This window comes from Bacillus sp. Root131 (assembly GCF_001429475.1).
Classification (GTDB): domain Bacteria; phylum Bacillota; class Bacilli; order Bacillales; family Bacillaceae_G; genus Bacillus_A; species Bacillus_A thuringiensis_S.
Genome location: NZ_LMJQ01000012.1, coordinates 365,380 through 381,468, shown reverse-complemented (window position 1 = coordinate 381,468; position 16,089 = coordinate 365,380). Strand labels below are relative to the sequence as shown.

Genomic DNA, 16,089 nt, shown 5'->3' with positions numbered 1-16,089 from the left:
CGAATTCAAGAAAAATTAAACCACCTATCCCCTAAAGAATTTAGGGAACAAGTGGTTTAGGTGTTTTGATTGGTGTCCCGTTTTCGGGGTTCACTTCAAGATAACAAGGTTTTTTTAGCGTCCCAGGAGAGATTCGAACTCCCGCTCCGCCCATTCCGTACTATTTTATATATTTTGATCGCAGTCTTAATATATCTTCTCCTTCGCGAATGCCTGCCGATCCCTTCCTCACATTTTTTACGACAGTCCAATTCGGGTTAGTTTCATCACCGATGTTCTGTACTGTAAAGTTGCCGTCACCATATTTCCGTTGACCTTCTGCCAATTTCTCCGTTAAATCATTCTCTTTTGTTCTCGCCATCTTTGCGCCATCTCCCTTTTTATACAACCTTCTTAAACTGTCCAACTAATCACACGTCCAGTCAATTGGAGATTCTCGTTTTCCGCTTCTATTAATTGTAACACACTATCAGGGATAAGTTCCGATAACGGCTACTCAATCACACTAGAATGGTAAAAACTTTTATAACATTGCAAGTGAACAATTAGGAGAATCTGGATATGGATTTGAGTTCTACCATAAGCCTATTGATTCTTTAAATTAAATATGAGGAACAGGGCGCATAAAGTGTAACTTTAATCAACCCTCACCAATCGGACTTTTACGGACAGCCCGACCCCACCTAACTTCTTTGCTTCCGCTGAATTTTGAGGTGGGGGTCTTACTGCCCGGCAAATAGCGGGATAAACGACGCTCTTTTTATTTAAGAAAAAGAAGTACATATGCAACTGCTTAATATCGAAGGAAAGGTCTCAGATATTAAGAATGAACTACACTTATAACCCAAACATCAATTTTTAGACAAACAAAAACCTTGTTATCAAAAGATAACAAGGTTTTTGTTAGCGTCCCAGGAGAGATTCGAACTCCCGACCGTACGCTTAGAAGGCGTATGCTCTATCCGGCTGAGCTACTGGGACATGGAGCGGGTGAAGAGAATCGAACTCTCGACCAGAGCTTGGAAGGCTCTTGTTTTACCACTAAACTACACCCGCATATGTTATTTTCTTTTCTTCGTTAGCGCCGTTGCCCTATCGACAATATTTATTATATGTATAACCATACATAAAGTCAACACCTTTTTTAAAAGAGGATAAATTTTATTATCCTCTTTTAAAAACTGCTTGTTCAACTAGTTGTCCGTCTAATGTTTCAAAACGAACTTCCATTTGATTTTCATCCATTTCTAATACAGCAAATGTCTTTTCTACACGCTGACGTGGTAATAAAATACTGCCTGGATTAATAAATAAAACGCCGTCGATTAATTCCGCACCTAATACGTGAGAATGTCCGAAGCATGCAACTTGCGCTCCTACTTCTTCCGCATGGTACGCTAGCGTTTGTAATGTCATTTTCACATTATGGCGATGTCCATGCACAACTAAGAAGCGAATTCCATTTACATCAGTTACAATTTCATCTTGAAAGTTAGCATAATCACAGTTTCCTTTTACAACACGGAAACCTTGCATTTCTTCATGAGCAGGCGTTAGCTCTGAATCACCGCAATGAATCATGATATCTACTTTCCCTTCATATTTCTCTTTCAACTGCTGTAATTCCTTCACAGAGCTATGACTATCGCTTACGATTAAAGCTTTCATCATACTCTCTCCCTTATTCTCCTAAAAACCATTCCGGGATTTTTTCTTCTAACTTACGAAGAGCACGACCACGGTGGCTAATAGCATTTTTCTCATCTGAACTTAATTCCGCCATTGCTTTTTTGTATTCTTCCACATAAAAGATCGGATCGTATCCAAAACCATTTTCTCCGCGGCGTTGTTCTAAAATAAATCCTTCACATGTCCCATTTACAATGACAGGCTTTTTATCACCTTCAGGGAAAGCAACTGCTAATGCACAATAGAAACGTGCTTTACGCTTTTCAAAGTCAATGCCATTTAATTCTTGTAACACTTTATCGATATTTGCTTGATCATTTTTCGGTTCACCAGCAAAACGCGCTGAATACACTCCTGGTTTTCCGTTTAAAGCATCTACAATAAGACCCGAATCATCCGCAATTACGATCGAATTCAGCTGTCTACTCAAACTATCCGCTTTTAAGATCGCATTTTCTTCAAATGTTTCACCTGTTTCTTCAACTTCTTCAATATGAGGAAAATCGTGTAATGATTTTACTTCTAAATTAAATCGCTCAAATAACTCAGCAAACTCACGTACTTTACCCATATTTTTTGTCGCTACAACAACTTGTTTCATACTTTCCACCTCTACTCTATATGAGATACGATGTCGCCTAAAGCTTCTTTTTGCATATCAATCAGTTGGAAAATGCCTTTTTCCGCAGCATCAAGTAGTTCATTTAACTGCGCTCTACTAAACGTCGCTTCTTCTCCAGTTCCTTGCACTTCAACAAATTGGCCTTTTCCAGTCATAATCACGTTCATATCAACGTCTGCTTTAGAATCTTCTGCATAGTTTAAATCTAAAACAACACCTTGCTCTTCAACAATCCCTACTGACGTTGCTGCTAAATAATCTTTTACTGGAATTTTAGATACTTTTTCTGCTTGTAATAACTTCTCAAAAGCTAGTACCATCGCTACATATGCACCTGTAATAGACGCTGTTCTCGTTCCACCATCTGCTTGGATAACATCACAGTCAATCCAAACTGTTCTCTCGCCAAGCGCTTCTAAATCAACTACCGCACGTAATGCTCGTCCAATTAGACGCTGAATTTCCATTGTACGTCCTGTTACTTTCCCTTTGCTTGACTCTCTAATTGTACGTTGTTCTGTTGCACGCGGAATCATCGCGTATTCAGCTGTTACCCAGCCCTTTCCTTCTCCACGCATAAACGGTGGTACACGCTCTTCAATTGTCGCTGAGCAAATCACCTTTGTATCCCCAACTTCAATTAATACAGATCCCTCTGGATGTTTTAAATAATTCGTATGAATATGTATATGGCGTAATTCTGTTTTCTCTCTACCATCTACTCGCATAAAAATAACCTCCTCTTAATTACTACTCGTTAGTATAGCCAATTTTAAATGTATGATATGTATACAATAAAAGAAGGAGAACCCAAAAAGCAATTCTCCTTTCTTACTTAAGTATATCAAATTATTCAAGATTAAAAACTACCTGTATTCACGTTTTCTGGACGATCTACAGGTTTTATTAACTTTCCGCCCTTTTCATCTATAAGATTTGCTTTTCCATTCACTTCAATAGAAACATTTTTCACACCTTTCTTTTCTGTTAAAGATAAAACTAACGACTTCAATACGTAATTTGAAATCATATTTTTATCTGGGTTTACAAATATATTTTCATTAAAGTTTAATGTAAGATTTCCGTCTTGTAATTTCGGATTCGTAATAAGCTTAACGCCTGGATTAAAATCATTCAGGAGCGATTGATGAATCGGACCTTTTACAAGCTCATCTATAATTGCTGCATAATCATTTTCTTTTCCTTCAGCAACGCGGCGCGTTACTGGTACGTAATATTGCTGTTTATTATTATTTTGCGCCATAAAATACAGTGTGACTGGTTTTGTATTTGTTACATCTGCTACTTGTTCATCATCGAAGTTAATACCATTTGCACGGCTCACTCCTTCACCAAGCGGTGTACCACCAACAGGCATCTTTGCCAATTTCTCACCATTTATTTGGAACTGCACTTGTTTTATCTCTGTAAATTGAGTCAACGTCCACGCTATAGATTCAACGATTTGCCGCTCTTCTTCTTTCGCATAGTTTTTCATTTCTTTAGAGAAATCAATAACTGCCGTCCCGTCCTTTTTCAAATCTAAGGTCATCGTTGTATTCGCCGGAATGACTGCACGAAACCCATTCGGTAATAAATTTGTTACTGGTCCATCTTTCACAAGGTATTCTAACGTTTGCTTCACAGTCTCATTTGCTTTCGGAGTAGGTATAGCTAATGTTTGTGGTACAACATAACCATTTTTATCAACAAGGTATAGTTCTCTATTTACCATTTGCCCTTGCTTATCTTTTTTAGCTACTTCTTTCTTCCCACCCTCTGTATACGTAACTTGTTTTGGCGGATCAATTTGTTCAGTTGCTTTCTCCTGATTTATAAAGCCACACCCTGTTAGTAAAACAGCGCTCACAGTAGCACCAACAACCCATTTAAAAGTGGATTTAGGCATGCCATTCCCCCCTAAAATCTAAGTTTGTACTATTATGTATACGAGCCGTTTCACATTTTAGAACAAGCTGTGCCTCTTATATAGTGAAACTTTAATCAGTGGGAGTTTTGTTCATCCCCCACATAACTTCTTTTCTTCCGCTGAATTTTGAGGTGGGGGTCTTACTGCCCGGAAAATAGCGGGATAAACAAAAACTCCTGATTTCTCAGGAGCTTACTTATATGAATTCTACTATTATTCTTTTTCTAAATGAATATGCTTCACATTTTCAATCGGTTGACCGAACCATTTTGATGCAATTTCTTTAAACAAGCCTATTTTTCCTGTTGTTAAGAAGAGATGATCGCTTTGTTCTTCTCCTTCATTCAACATTTTACTATGATATAAGATTGTACTTACTTCACGTGCTGTTTCATCACCAGAACTAATTAGTTGTACTTTATCTCCCATTACTTTTTTAATAACAGGTCCTAAAATCGGATAATGTGTACACCCTAATATAAGGGTATCAATATCGGTACTTTTCAGTGGTTGCAGCGTTTCTCTTACAACTTCGTACGCCATTTCACTTTCGAAATTCCCACTCTCTACAAGTTCAACGAAAGGTGGACAAGCTAAACTTTCTACCATAACACGGTTATTAATAGACTTTAACGCCTCTTCGTATGCACCACTTTTCACGGTTCCAATCGTTCCAATAATCCCAACCTGATACGTGTTTGTCACTTTTAAAGCTGTACGTGATCCTGGGTGAATAACTCCTACTACTGGAATTGGTAATTGTTTTTGCATCTCTTCTAATACAACTGCAGTTGCTGTATTACACGCAATAACTAACATTTTAATATTTAAATCTAGTAAATGCTCCGTCATTTCCCACGTAAATTGACGCACTTCTTCTCGAGAACGTGGACCATAAGGACAACGTGCTGTATCTCCTAAATATATGATACGCTCTTTCGGCAACTGACGAATTAATTCCTTCGCTACTGTTAAACCGCCAACTCCTGAATCGATAACACCGATTGCTCTATTCAACTTCATCACCCGTTTTCTCATTCATCATCTTTTATGTTTATCATTATATTTTACACACTTTAAGTTCGCTCACTTCAAATGCTTCTGTATGAAAATTTTCATTTGCCCATGTATAGACTAGGACCTTTTTTATTTTGCTCCTTTTTTTCGTAATTTGCAAGACAGAAAAATAACCGACCTTCTATAAGAAAGTCGGTTTCTTCTATATAAGGTGCATACTCATTGCTCCATCTTTTTTTGAAAAGAAGACATTCCCATTAATAAGAAGAAATGAGCAGAAATTAAAATGACGAGCAAAATAAAATTCAATCGATAACTATTTGTAGATTCCATAATTTTGCTCGCTACAGCTGGTCCAAATGCCATACCGAAAAAGTTAATTAAATTATATAAACCAAGACCAACTCCAACTTTAGCTGGATTTAATGTTTTGGGTATAAATGTGTTTAATGATACTTGAATTGCCGAATAACTCATAAATGTTAAAATAACCGCAAATAAAATAAAGAGTAAGTTCCCATTCGGAATAATCCCTAAAATTAAAAAGCCCATGATCATAACTACAGACGCTACATACATCATCCTCACATTCCCAAACGAAGGAATAATCTTTCCGGTAATAACACTAGATACAATACCAAAGAGAGATGCAACAAACAATACAATTCCAATAACGAATGGAGACAATCCGTGTCCTCTTCCTAACAGTAATGGTAATAATAATAAACTAGCACATAACGCCACATTAATGATAAATCCGACCGCTATTAAACGAAGTAATGGTTTATTTGTAAACAACTCAATATCAATAAACGGCGACTCTGTTCTCTTCATATGAGCCCTGAATAAAAATAGGAAAGCAACAGATAACACAAAAAGCCAACTATTAATATTCACTCCTAATAAAATGGTCGTAATCAATACAAATAATAAAACTGCTCCAATGAAATCAAAGCGAAACACTTCATCGGTATGTTGCGCCTCTTCTGGCATAAATTTTACGAGCAAGAAAATACCAATCATTGAAATAACCATAAATAAAAATAAATACGGCCACCCTAACGTATTTGTAATTGCCCCACCAACTAAAGGTCCAATACCAACCGCTAATGCAATAGAAGAACTAATCATTGCTAACGCACCCGGTTTTTTAGCTGGAGCAACTAATTTTGCCACCGCAATCATACTGAGCGCAATAAACGCTGCTCCCCCGCTCGCCTGCACTAACCTTGCGAAAATGATAATCTCATAAGATTGATTCACAAACCCAACAATAGAACCAGCTACAAATATGATAATAGAAATAATTAATAGCCTTTTTACACTGTAACGATCAGCCAGTTTTCCATATATCATCGAACCAATACCGACAACTAAAGAATACCCCACTACAACCCAACTTACTTTCGATTGACTAATTGATAAATCATTGGCAATATCCTCTAGCGCTACATTAAATAACACAGCGTTCATCGGTCCTAACAAAACAATAAAACATAATGTAAAAACAAACCATTTCGAATGGTTACTTATATCTTTCCCCATGTGTAGCACTCTCCTGATTGCAATTTTAAAATTGTCAAACTATAGATGAAAAATGAAGTTATTTAAATGTTGTATCACCACTAAACAACTTCATTAAATGTATAAAAGGTACTACCTTATCTCGCGATAAAGTGAAACTTTAACCAGCCCTCATCAATCGGACTTTTACGGGCAGTTGATCCCCCACCTAACTTCTTTGCTTCCGCTGAATTTTGAGGTGGGGGTCTTACTGCCCGGAAAATAGCGGGGTAAATTGAATTCGACACGAAACAAGAATGTTGTTCGATATTCATGGAACTATCATAGTTTCAGCATTACAGTTTGTCAACGAAAAATATACAAACTAAACTAATTTAGCCTTTTTAGTTTACTTTGTTCGAAATTTATTATACACTAATTTCGAACCCGATATGAGAAGGACTGGCATGATTATTCAAATTTGCATTTTTCAACTTAATAAGACGAAACGAATACAGAACTTTTATATAGAAGAGACATTATAGGAGGATTATGATGAAGAAAAAAATGTTAGTTGTATTAACAAGTGTAGAAAAATATCCAAATTTAAATAGGGCTACCGGACTTTGGCTTGGTGAAGCTGTACATTTCGTAAAAAAAGTAGAAGAAGCGGGTTACGAAGTCGATTATGTCAGCCCACAAGGCGGTTATACACCAATTGATCCACATAGTTTAGCAATGGCGGAGAGCGTCGATTGGGAATGGTATCAAAAGAAAGAGTTTATGAATCGCCTCGGTTCTACAATGAAACCGAGTGAAGTGAATCCAGAAGACTACGCTGTTATTTATTACGCAGGTGGTCACGGGGTTATTTGGGACTTCCCAGAAAATAAACAACTTCAAAATATTTGCCGCAACATTTATGAAAACGGCGGAATTGTTTCTTCCGTTTGTCATGGAGCTGCTGGTTTATTTCATATTACATTAAGTAATGGGGATCGTTTAATTAGTGGTAAGAAGGTAACAGGCTTTTCAAATGAAGAAGAAAAATTAGCTGAATTAGATCAATTCGTTCCATTTTTAACAGAAGATGAACTCATTAAAAATGGAGGACTTTACGAAAAAGCCGCGCAACCGTGGGAAGCTTATGCTTTAGAAGATAATCGTGTTATCACTGGTCAAAACCCAGCTTCAGGTGGTCCAGTAGCCGAATTAGTATTAAAACAGTTGCAAAAATAATATGTACTAAAAAAGCAGATTTCCCTCTATTAAGGGAGATCTGCTTTTTTACGAAATCATTTGCAAAATAGCAATAACTTCTTTTTCAATTTCCGAATCATCAATTGCATCTATATACTCTGGTTTAAAAAGTTGATACTTCTTCAATTGATAAAAATCAAGTATCGCTTTCTTTAACGTAATATCGTACTGAATACAAAAAGAATGATCTATAATACGTCTTAACATCACATCATCTTGCACCATAAATAATTGTGCGTTCATCTTATTAAAGTAGCCTTGTTCCATACCCGCTTCAAAAAACATTTGCAAATTATGATTACGATTTTGTTGTGCAGCGACTAATTGATCCGACAAATGCGGATATGCTTCTTTCAAATCTTGCAAAAAAACATCCGAAATATATGTCACACATTTTAAAGAATGGATAAATGTCTTTTGGAACCGTTCTGTAAATGACATACTTTCATCTTGATTATCCGCATCACCTTCGAGTAGATAGTTCATGAAATCCTCTACTACCGCCTCAATAATTTCATCTTTCGAAGAAAAACGTTTATATAAAGTAGCTTTACTAATATCCATATATTTCGCAATTTCATCTATTTTCAATTGGCTAAAACTCGCCTTTCTAATAACGGGCTTGATTTTATTAATATAAGTATTTGCACATGCGACTTTTCTCATTTAAAAGAGCCTCCCCTTTTGTCCATACAAAATAGTATAGCAAATTCACGATTAATTATAAATGAAGTCACTATACTCAATACATCTTTTTAGTTTAAGGGTTCATTTACACTATAGAAAAAATGCCCGCTACCTTTATGAGTAGCGAGCACCTTTTCTATAATTTATTTACAGCCCTTTTTATAGCCTTACCCATTTCCACACTAGACTGCGGGTTTTGTCCTGTAATTAAATGTCCATCTACTACCACATGTGACGTAAAATTGGGGGCTATATAAAATAAAGCTCCTTCTTCTTTCAACTTACTTTCTAACAAAAACGGAACGCGCTTTTCTAAATGTACAGCTTTTTCTTCATCGTTTGTATAACCTGTTATACGCTTACCGGCAACAAAAAACGAGCTATCCTTATTTTTCACACCGACAAAGGAACTTACTCCGTGACAAACAGCCGCTACAATCCGGTTATCGTTATACATATTCTCAATTAAATTTGCTACATATGGATTACCTGGAAAATCTACAATCGCCCCGTGGCCACCACCAAATAAAACCGCATCATAATCCGAGAAATGAACATTTGAAATCGGCCTCGTATTTTGCAATAAAGAAGCTACATGCTTGAATTCACGAGGTATACCATTCGGAATAGACACTCTATCTATAGGTACTCTCCCGCCTTTTATTGACACAACATCAAACTTAGCCTTTTTAAATAAATGATAAGGAGCTGCGAGCTCTTCAAGCCACAAACCAGTCGGGTGTCCATTCATATCATGAGCACTTGTTGAAACTAACAGTATCCTTTTCAACTTATCCCCTCCTTATTACCTATTTATGTATGGAGTGTTCTTATCATTCATATAGCAAGTGAAGCAAACAAAAAAATAGCCGACTCTTTGTATAAAAGTCGGCTGCTTTCTTATAGTTCGAGCTCTCCCATACGAAGAAGCTCCACAACTGCTTGTGAACGTCCTTTAACCCCTAGCTTTTGCATTGCGTTTGAGATGTGGTTGCGAACTGTCTTTTCACTTATAAAAAGTTCACCTGCAATTTCCTTCGTTGTTTTATCTTGAACCAGTAATTCAAATACTTCTCTTTCTCTCTTTGTGAGTAAAGGTTTAGATTGATACGCTTTTTCCTTCAACTGGTATAACCCTCCTTGCTTAAGCCAGAGCTGTGTATGTGTAAGTTGGGTGTTTATTTAGTCAAGATATTGTATGAACGAAATGTGCAGGTGGTGAATGAAAATGGGCTTTATTTCCTATGTTATTTTAGACTTTTATACAGTGCGTACACTCTTTTTATCCACTTACTTTCCAGCGCGCCATATTTGTTCTAGCAATATACTTACAACCGTACCTACAAATAAACCATTACCGAATATATATTGCATAACAGACGGCAAGGATTGGAGTGCTCCAGACGGTAAAAACATAACGCCACTTCCAAATAATACTGCCACTCCTAAAATCGTTACATTCCTTTCACTCATCGGCACTTGTTTTATATTATTAAATCCAATTCCAATTAATTGTACGAACGAAGCCATTAAAACAGCCGATGCGACAGCCGATGGTAAAGATGCTAAGTAACGAATAATACTTGGAAAAAGAGACATTACGACTAGTAACGCACATGCCATTAAGAACGATCGTATATATTTTTGTTTTGTTAAGCGTATAAATCCTGCCGTTGCTGGTAACGGAACGATACCTACAGTTGAAAATACGGAGGAAATGATATGCGAAATCCCTCCAACCCACGTACCATCCTTCAACTGTTTTTGTTCAATAGTTGCTTTATGAATGGTAGCTTGATTAATCGCTATAATAGCTGCCACTGTATTTGAAACTAAAATACATACCATAACGAAACTGGATACTGCCATACCAGTATTCCATTTTGGAAGTCCCCAAGCAAACATTTGTGGAAGTTGTACAAAATGAGTTACTTGAGATGGAACCGTCACTTTTCCTGCAATGAGAAAAATAATCCACCCGCTAATTAATCCTATTAAAACTGCATAACTTTTGATAAAACCTCTTCCAAAATTAGACAGTATAATAACGAACAAAAATATACTAAACGCAATTATCGCTGTAAATCCATCGATTTGAGAAATAGTAGCTGTAATTCCTAGCATTCCTTTTAAAAATACACCACTTAATTGTAAACATAATAAAAGTAAAAACGTCCCTGTCACAACTGGCGTAAATAAAAATAAAATACGTCCTATAAAACCAGTTACTCCTAATCCTATTAAAATAACACCGGAGATTATCATTCCTAACTCTAAAATTTGCAGTGTACTATGCAATTGATCTTGTCCGGCAGTTGCATAAGCAAGTACTGTAAATACACCAACCCAAGATCCAGCTGGTCCATCCGCAATTGGAAGTCTATGCCCAATCCATCCTTGTAAGAAAGAAGATATACCAACTACAAAAAACGTACGCTGCATTAAATAAAATATTTCTTCCGTCGTAAGATGAAATAATCCACCAACGACAATTGGTAGTGCGATTGAATTTGCTAATAGAAATATAAACCATTGCAAAGTTCCCATAATATGATTTTGGTTATGTTGATTGTCCAAAATGTCCATCCCTTCTAGCTTTCCTATAAAAAATATATTGTAAGAATAAAAAAGAAGAGTTCTATATTCACAATTAGAACCCTCCCCAAGGTATTTAAACGATTCTTCTACACAAGATTATTGAATTCCAGCTCATTTAAGCTTCCAACAACAATATTTCCTTTATACACGACTAAACTTTTTTCTGTTTGGCGTGCTACCGCTTCAGCAGTGCATGTCGCATTTGTCAAAACAAAGCTCGCTTCATCCCCTACATTCGGCCATACCCGCTTCCCTTCATTATTTAACGTTTCTTTTCCTCCCGTAATAAAGCGAATTGCTTTTCCTAAAGACCTTTCGTCACTCCATCCAAAACGCTCTGCTAATCGATTTGCCTTTTGAAGCATATCACCTGTTCCAAACGGTGACCAATGATCTGTAATACTATCATTTCCTAATGAAACTTTAACACCTTTTTTATCTAATAACGGAATTGGAATTACTTGTTTACCAATTGGTACTGTTGAAGTAATATCAATATTTACAGCTGCGAGTCTTTCTGCCACTTCTTCAGCCTCTTTATCAGTAACACCACCAAGTCCAAGTGCATGACTAATTGTTACACGCCCTCGCCACCCTGCTTCTTCTGTTAAACTTGCCAATCTCTTCATCGTAAACGTTCCAAGATTATTCTCATCGTGTAAATGAATATCAACATCCGCATTAAATTCTACTGCGATATCCATAATTGTATGTAATGATTTTTCAATATCATTATCCACTGTAGCTGGATCTACTCCTCCGACTAGATGAGCACCCATACGCATCGCATCTTTCACGAGTTGCACAGAATTACTGCGCAATAATCCATGTTGCGGAAACGCAACAATTCTACTAGACACTCGATTTTTATATGTTTCTAATGCCGCTAACGTCGCCTCCAAATTACCAAGTCCAATAATCGGATCAACATTACAATGCGTTCTAATATTCGTTGCACCATTTCGCAGTAGTAACTCTAGCATATTTTCCGCTCTATCTTGAGCAGTTGCTAATTGCTTTAGTAAAATTTTTTCTTCTTCATTAAAACGTGTAAAAATACTTTCTGCTGGCTTACAAGCTTTCCAGGGGCCACTATAATATGTTTTATCAATGTGAATGTGCATCTCTTCGAAAGCTGGCAACATCAATAAGTGCTTAGCATCAAGCATTACTATATCTTCTTCTTGAACAACCCCTTCTATAATTTTTTTAATTCGTCCATCTTCAATGAGTAAACTACATAATTCTGTTTCTGTTCGCGAAATTCTCTCTTCTTCATATGTATACCTTGATTCAAGCATTACATTAGTCAACCAATATACTGTCATCCCTATTTCCCCACCCTTTATTAAAAATCACCTCATAACTACAAGTTTAATATCCACTGAAAATTAAGACAATTAATATGATCGTCTCTCAAAAAAAAATGTAATACAACCCCATAGTCTTCTCATAAATTTCCATATAGAATAAAAGTATGCAGTTTGATATAAAAAGGAGTTGATTGGAATATGTCAAAAAAGTTATGTAAATCCGAAACTGATAAAATGCTATTTGGTATATGTGGTGGTTTAGGAGAATATTTTGATATTAGCTCTACTCTTATTCGTATCATTTGGGTTATTGCTGTTTTATGTTTTGGGACAGGATTTTTAGTTTATTTCATTTGTTTATTACTTATGCCACGTTCGTACTAATGGTATCATTTCATATACTTAAGAAGAGCAAATCACCTATAGAATTCTATAGGTGATTTTTTCATGAAGAATATTTCATCGTTAAATGTAATACCGCCACTTCTTCTTCTTCATTTTTATAAACATGCTTCTTATTCGCTTCAAATTGGATGGAATCAAACTCATTTAATTCGTATACATCATTCTCCACTTGAATAGACACTTTCCCTTTCATTATCGTTACAAGCTCAATCGCACCTTCATGATGAGCTTCTGGTTCATATATACTATTTGATCGTAAACAAGCACGGTGCATTTCCATCCCTGTTTCTTTCGTATAACGGAACATCGTTTCTAAATGCCACGCTTGTCCTTCATCTACTGCAAATCCTTCTCCACAGCGCGCAACAGCTACAGGTTCTCCAACAACCATCAATCTGGATAAAGGAATTGATAACCCTTTCGTTATTTTCCAAATGACAGCTAGCGTCGGATTTGTTTCCCCTCTTTCAATTTTTCCTAATGTTAATTTACTTACTCCTGTTTTATGAGCTAATTCTTCTAAACTTAATTTCTGTTCATTTCGAATTTGTCTCAATAACTGTCCAACTTGTTGAATGACTTCTTTCGTTTGTATATCTTCATTTTCTTTCATATATAAAACCACCTTAAAGTATAAAATAGTTTACTTTTATTTAATTAAAGTATATCATACTATACATAATTATTTATTTTCGAAAGGAGTGCTATACTTTATGCGCGCAATTTTATTAGGTCTTTTATCATCTGCCTTTTTTTCTGCAACCTTTATTATTAATAGAGCAATGAATGTATCTGGAACGAGCTGGGCTTGGACAGCTTCCTTCCGTTTTTTATTTGCTCTTCCTATTTTATTCCTTATCGTTTTATTTCGCAAAAACTTTAGGGGATTATGGGAAGAATTAAAAAAACATCCATTAGCATGGATCGGATGGGGTTCCGTTGCAGGTATTGGTTTTTATTCTTTATTAAGTTTCGCAGCTGTCTTTTCTCCAGCTTGGCTCGTTGCTGGAACTTGGCAAGTTACGATTTTAGCTGGTTTACTACTATCACCACTATTTTTCGTGAAAATAGAAACAAAATCAGGTACGAAACTTGTACGTGGAAAAATTCCACTTCGTAGCTTATATGTTGCATTATTTATTTTACTTGGTGTAATTTGTATGCAAGCAACTGCAGCAGGCCATATTACAATGACTCAGTTCATTTCAGGTTTTTTACCTGTCGTATTAGCCGCTTTCTTATATCCGTTCGGTAACCGAAAAATGATGGAACTTGTTGGCGGACGCCTTGATACGTTCCAACGTGTATTAGGAATGGCTATTGGAAGTCTTCCTATAACAATTTTGCTTGGTGTATATGGATTTTCTACTACTGGCATTCCAACATCCAGCCAAATGCTTCAAGGGCTTTTATTAGCATTATGTTCCGGCGTTATTGCAACGATGACATTTTTCTTTGCTACTGACTTAGCAAAAGATAACCTCGCCTTACTCGGGGCAGTTGAAGCAACACAAGCTGGAACGATGGTATTTACCGTGCTTGGCGAAATCATTTTCTTAAATGGTTCATTCCCTGGAGGACTTTCCCTCATTGGAATGATTATTATTATGTTAGGAATGGTTGCAAATAGTATTTTAAACCGTTCTGTTCCAGTCGTTAAACAGAAAAAATCAGCATAAAAAAAGGGTATGGTTCTATAGAGATGAACCATACCCTTTTTTATTGTCCCCCTATTTCGCCTTATCAGAATAGTACTTCATTGGCTGTTTATACTAAAACTTATGTTATAATACGTTTCATGCGCATTAATAGGAGGTAAATTATGTTAAAAAAAGCAATCGCTGAATTTATTGGTACATTTGTACTTGTATTATTCGGAACTGGAGTAGCTGTCACTGGCGGCGGAATTGAAGGAATTGGAACATTAGGAATCGCTATGGCTTTCGGTCTATCTATTGTAGCTATGGCATATAGCATCGGAACAATTTCTGGATGTCACATTAACCCAGCAGTATCAATAGCTATGTTCATCAACAAACGAATGAACGCTATGGAACTTTGTTATTATGTATTAGCTCAAATTTTAGGTGGTTTATTAGGAACTGCAACGTTAGTAACAATTTTAAAATCTGCTAAAACACCTTTAGATAATTTAGGACAAAATGGTTTCGGAACTCTTGGTTTATCTGGAGCATTTTTAGTTGAGTTCATTTTAACTTTCGTATTCATTTTAGTTATCGTCGCTGTAACAGGTAAAAAAGGCAGTTCTTCTTTAGCGGGACTAGTAATTGGTTTCACATTAGTTTTAATTCACTTATTAGGAATTCCGTTAACTGGAACATCTGTTAACCCAGCTCGTAGTATCGCACCAGCTTTATTTGTTGGTGGAGAAGCACTTTCTCAACTATGGGTATTCATCGTAGCACCAATTCTTGGTGGTATCTTCGCAGCTATCGTAGGTAAATTCATTTTAAATACTGAAAAATAGAATTTTCAATATTTCTGAATAAAAAAAAGGCGAGCCCTCATTATGAGGAAGCTCGCTTTTTTATTCTTTCATTTTAGACTTTAAATTTGTAACTAATTGATCTACCGTTACATTTGCAAGTACGTTTTCCATCGCTTCTTGCGCTTGCATTAAAATAATTTCTAATACTGATTGAATATTAGCTCCTACTGGACATTCAATGTTGGGATTTTCATGGAAGGAAAATAGCTGTCCTTCTTCTACAACTTCCACTGCTTTATATACATCAAGTAATGTAATTTCTTCTAAATCTCGAGCAAGTGTCGTACCACCTTTACCAGCTTGTACATCAACAAGTCCTGCTCTCTTCAACATTCCTGTAATGCGACGAATCACAACTGGATTTGTATTCACACTACCGGCAATCCATTCAGAGGTACAGCGAGAGTTTCGATCTATCGCAAGTAATGTCAGCATATGAACACCTACTGTAAAACGACTACTAATCCCCATCTGCACACCCTCCTTTTTATTCATTCTATTAAAAGACAACTCTTATTATTATATACTATTTTTAATTTATACATAAAGAAAAAGC

Annotated in this window: 18 protein-coding genes and 2 tRNA genes; 4 read left to right on the top strand and 16 right to left on the bottom strand. The window is 36.2% G+C overall.

The features are described 5' to 3' along the window. Window positions 1-160: 160 nt before the first annotated feature. The 9 genes from ASE54_RS22850 to ASE54_RS22810 all read right to left on the bottom strand — a co-directional run bounded on the left by ASE54_RS22850 (window position 161) and on the right by ASE54_RS22810 (window position 6,803). Entirely contained in the window at window positions 161-361 is a 201-nt protein-coding gene (locus tag ASE54_RS22850) for a hypothetical protein (RefSeq protein WP_000124591.1), read from the bottom strand. Between the two features lie 546 nt (window positions 362-907). Next, a tRNA-Arg gene (locus ASE54_RS22845) sits at window positions 908-981 on the bottom strand. Between the two features lies 1 nt (window position 982). Then, a tRNA-Gly gene (locus tag ASE54_RS22840) sits at window positions 983-1,056 on the bottom strand. A 108-nt stretch (window positions 1,057-1,164) separates the two neighbouring features. Further along, window positions 1,165-1,668, bottom strand: a complete 504-nt coding sequence (locus ASE54_RS22835; protein WP_000645510.1) for a metallophosphoesterase — start codon at window positions 1,666-1,668, stop codon at window positions 1,165-1,167. Window positions 1,669-1,681: 13 nt separating this feature from the next. Beyond that, window positions 1,682-2,290, bottom strand: coding sequence for an XTP/dITP diphosphatase (locus ASE54_RS22830; protein WP_000815952.1), 609 nt, complete (start codon window positions 2,288-2,290; stop codon window positions 1,682-1,684). 11 nt (window positions 2,291-2,301) lie between these two features. Continuing rightward, window positions 2,302-3,039 (bottom strand): ribonuclease PH, encoded by a 738-nt coding sequence (gene rph / locus ASE54_RS22825; protein WP_001261763.1) that lies wholly within the window; start codon window positions 3,037-3,039, stop codon window positions 2,302-2,304. A 131-nt stretch (window positions 3,040-3,170) separates the two neighbouring features. Next, window positions 3,171-4,220 (bottom strand): spore germination protein GerM, encoded by a 1,050-nt coding sequence (gene gerM, locus ASE54_RS22820; RefSeq protein ID WP_001126747.1) that lies wholly within the window; start codon window positions 4,218-4,220, stop codon window positions 3,171-3,173. 234 nt (window positions 4,221-4,454) lie between these two features. Next, complete coding sequence (gene racE, locus ASE54_RS22815) at window positions 4,455-5,264, bottom strand: glutamate racemase (protein WP_000774007.1); 810 nt, start codon at window positions 5,262-5,264, stop codon at window positions 4,455-4,457. A gap of 213 nt (window positions 5,265-5,477) precedes the next feature. After that, complete coding sequence (locus ASE54_RS22810) at window positions 5,478-6,803, bottom strand: MFS transporter (protein ID WP_000513862.1); 1,326 nt, start codon at window positions 6,801-6,803, stop codon at window positions 5,478-5,480. Between the two features lie 513 nt (window positions 6,804-7,316). On the opposite strand from ASE54_RS22810, the gene ASE54_RS22805 reads away from it, so the two are divergent. Further along, on the top strand, window positions 7,317-8,000 hold the full coding sequence (locus tag ASE54_RS22805; protein ID WP_000728522.1) for a type 1 glutamine amidotransferase domain-containing protein: 684 nt from the start codon (window positions 7,317-7,319) through the stop codon (window positions 7,998-8,000). A 48-nt stretch (window positions 8,001-8,048) separates the two neighbouring features. On the opposite strand, the gene ASE54_RS22800 is transcribed toward ASE54_RS22805, so the two are convergent. The 5 genes from ASE54_RS22800 to ASE54_RS22780 form a co-directional block, all read right to left on the bottom strand. Then, the gene (locus tag ASE54_RS22800; protein WP_001233010.1) at window positions 8,049-8,687 is read right to left on the bottom strand and encodes a TetR/AcrR family transcriptional regulator; all 639 of its coding nucleotides are present in this window, start codon (window positions 8,685-8,687) and stop codon (window positions 8,049-8,051) included. Window positions 8,688-8,844: 157 nt separating this feature from the next. After that, window positions 8,845-9,459, bottom strand: coding sequence for a type 1 glutamine amidotransferase domain-containing protein (locus tag ASE54_RS22795; protein ID WP_003309961.1), 615 nt, complete (start codon window positions 9,457-9,459; stop codon window positions 8,845-8,847). 149 nt (window positions 9,460-9,608) lie between these two features. Beyond that, window positions 9,609-9,833 carry a spore germination transcription factor GerE gene (gerE, locus tag ASE54_RS22790; protein ID WP_000659484.1) on the bottom strand — a complete coding sequence of 75 codons (225 nt, stop codon included), beginning with the start codon at window positions 9,831-9,833 and terminating at the stop codon, window positions 9,609-9,611. A gap of 165 nt (window positions 9,834-9,998) precedes the next feature. Next, window positions 9,999-11,294: a purine/pyrimidine permease gene (locus ASE54_RS22785; RefSeq protein WP_003257696.1), complete on the bottom strand. Its 1,296-nt coding sequence runs from the start codon at window positions 11,292-11,294 to the stop codon at window positions 9,999-10,001. Between the two features lie 98 nt (window positions 11,295-11,392). Further along, a complete protein-coding gene (locus tag ASE54_RS22780; protein WP_000219574.1) occupies window positions 11,393-12,634 on the bottom strand; it encodes an amidohydrolase family protein in 1,242 nt (413 codons plus the stop codon). Between the two features lie 183 nt (window positions 12,635-12,817). On the opposite strand from ASE54_RS22780, the gene ASE54_RS22775 reads away from it, so the two are divergent. Then, window positions 12,818-13,003: a PspC domain-containing protein gene (locus tag ASE54_RS22775; protein ID WP_000038411.1), complete on the top strand. Its 186-nt coding sequence runs from the start codon at window positions 12,818-12,820 to the stop codon at window positions 13,001-13,003. Window positions 13,004-13,064: 61 nt separating this feature from the next. Here ASE54_RS22775 and ASE54_RS22770 read toward each other — a convergent pair whose 3' ends face one another. Then, window positions 13,065-13,637: an XRE family transcriptional regulator gene (locus tag ASE54_RS22770; RefSeq protein ID WP_000661914.1), complete on the bottom strand. Its 573-nt coding sequence runs from the start codon at window positions 13,635-13,637 to the stop codon at window positions 13,065-13,067. A gap of 100 nt (window positions 13,638-13,737) precedes the next feature. Between ASE54_RS22770 and ASE54_RS22765 the strand changes: the two genes are divergently transcribed. Both ASE54_RS22765 and ASE54_RS22760 read left to right on the top strand, forming a co-directional pair. Continuing rightward, window positions 13,738-14,703, top strand: a complete 966-nt coding sequence (locus tag ASE54_RS22765) for a multidrug resistance efflux transporter family protein (protein WP_001201632.1) — start codon at window positions 13,738-13,740, stop codon at window positions 14,701-14,703. A 143-nt stretch (window positions 14,704-14,846) separates the two neighbouring features. Beyond that, window positions 14,847-15,512, top strand: coding sequence for an aquaporin (locus ASE54_RS22760; RefSeq protein ID WP_000913211.1), 666 nt, complete (start codon window positions 14,847-14,849; stop codon window positions 15,510-15,512). Between the two features lie 60 nt (window positions 15,513-15,572). Here ASE54_RS22760 and ASE54_RS22755 read toward each other — a convergent pair whose 3' ends face one another. Continuing rightward, window positions 15,573-16,004 carry an Rrf2 family transcriptional regulator gene (locus ASE54_RS22755; protein WP_000512998.1) on the bottom strand — a complete coding sequence of 144 codons (432 nt, stop codon included), beginning with the start codon at window positions 16,002-16,004 and terminating at the stop codon, window positions 15,573-15,575. Between the last annotated feature and the right edge of the window lie 85 nt (window positions 16,005-16,089).

What these genes read in the sequence shown, in the direction of transcription:
- ASE54_RS22850 (WP_000124591.1), bottom strand. Translation starts at nt 361, where the DNA reads ATGGCGAGAACAAAAGAGAATGATTTAACGGAGAAATTGGCAGAAGGT.
- ASE54_RS22835 (WP_000645510.1), bottom strand. Translation starts at nt 1,668, where the DNA reads ATGAAAGCTTTAATCGTAAGCGATAGTCATAGCTCTGTGAAGGAATTA.
- ASE54_RS22830 (WP_000815952.1), bottom strand. Translation starts at nt 2,290, where the DNA reads ATGAAACAAGTTGTTGTAGCGACAAAAAATATGGGTAAAGTACGTGAG.
- rph (WP_001261763.1), bottom strand. Translation starts at nt 3,039, where the DNA reads ATGCGAGTAGATGGTAGAGAGAAAACAGAATTACGCCATATACATATT.
- gerM (WP_001126747.1), bottom strand. Translation starts at nt 4,220, where the DNA reads ATGCCTAAATCCACTTTTAAATGGGTTGTTGGTGCTACTGTGAGCGCT.
- racE (WP_000774007.1), bottom strand. Translation starts at nt 5,264, where the DNA reads ATGAAGTTGAATAGAGCAATCGGTGTTATCGATTCAGGAGTTGGCGGT.
- ASE54_RS22810 (WP_000513862.1), bottom strand. Translation starts at nt 6,803, where the DNA reads ATGGGGAAAGATATAAGTAACCATTCGAAATGGTTTGTTTTTACATTA.
- ASE54_RS22805 (WP_000728522.1), top strand. Translation starts at nt 7,317, where the DNA reads ATGAAGAAAAAAATGTTAGTTGTATTAACAAGTGTAGAAAAATATCCA.
- ASE54_RS22800 (WP_001233010.1), bottom strand. Translation starts at nt 8,687, where the DNA reads ATGAGAAAAGTCGCATGTGCAAATACTTATATTAATAAAATCAAGCCC.
- ASE54_RS22795 (WP_003309961.1), bottom strand. Translation starts at nt 9,459, where the DNA reads ATGAATGGACACCCGACTGGTTTGTGGCTTGAAGAGCTCGCAGCTCCT.
- ASE54_RS22785 (WP_003257696.1), bottom strand. Translation starts at nt 11,294, where the DNA reads ATGGACATTTTGGACAATCAACATAACCAAAATCATATTATGGGAACT.
- ASE54_RS22780 (WP_000219574.1), bottom strand. Translation starts at nt 12,634, where the DNA reads ATGACAGTATATTGGTTGACTAATGTAATGCTTGAATCAAGGTATACA.
- ASE54_RS22775 (WP_000038411.1), top strand. Translation starts at nt 12,818, where the DNA reads ATGTCAAAAAAGTTATGTAAATCCGAAACTGATAAAATGCTATTTGGT.
- ASE54_RS22770 (WP_000661914.1), bottom strand. Translation starts at nt 13,637, where the DNA reads ATGAAAGAAAATGAAGATATACAAACGAAAGAAGTCATTCAACAAGTT.
- ASE54_RS22765 (WP_001201632.1), top strand. Translation starts at nt 13,738, where the DNA reads ATGCGCGCAATTTTATTAGGTCTTTTATCATCTGCCTTTTTTTCTGCA.
- ASE54_RS22760 (WP_000913211.1), top strand. Translation starts at nt 14,847, where the DNA reads ATGTTAAAAAAAGCAATCGCTGAATTTATTGGTACATTTGTACTTGTA.
- ASE54_RS22755 (WP_000512998.1), bottom strand. Translation starts at nt 16,004, where the DNA reads ATGGGGATTAGTAGTCGTTTTACAGTAGGTGTTCATATGCTGACATTA.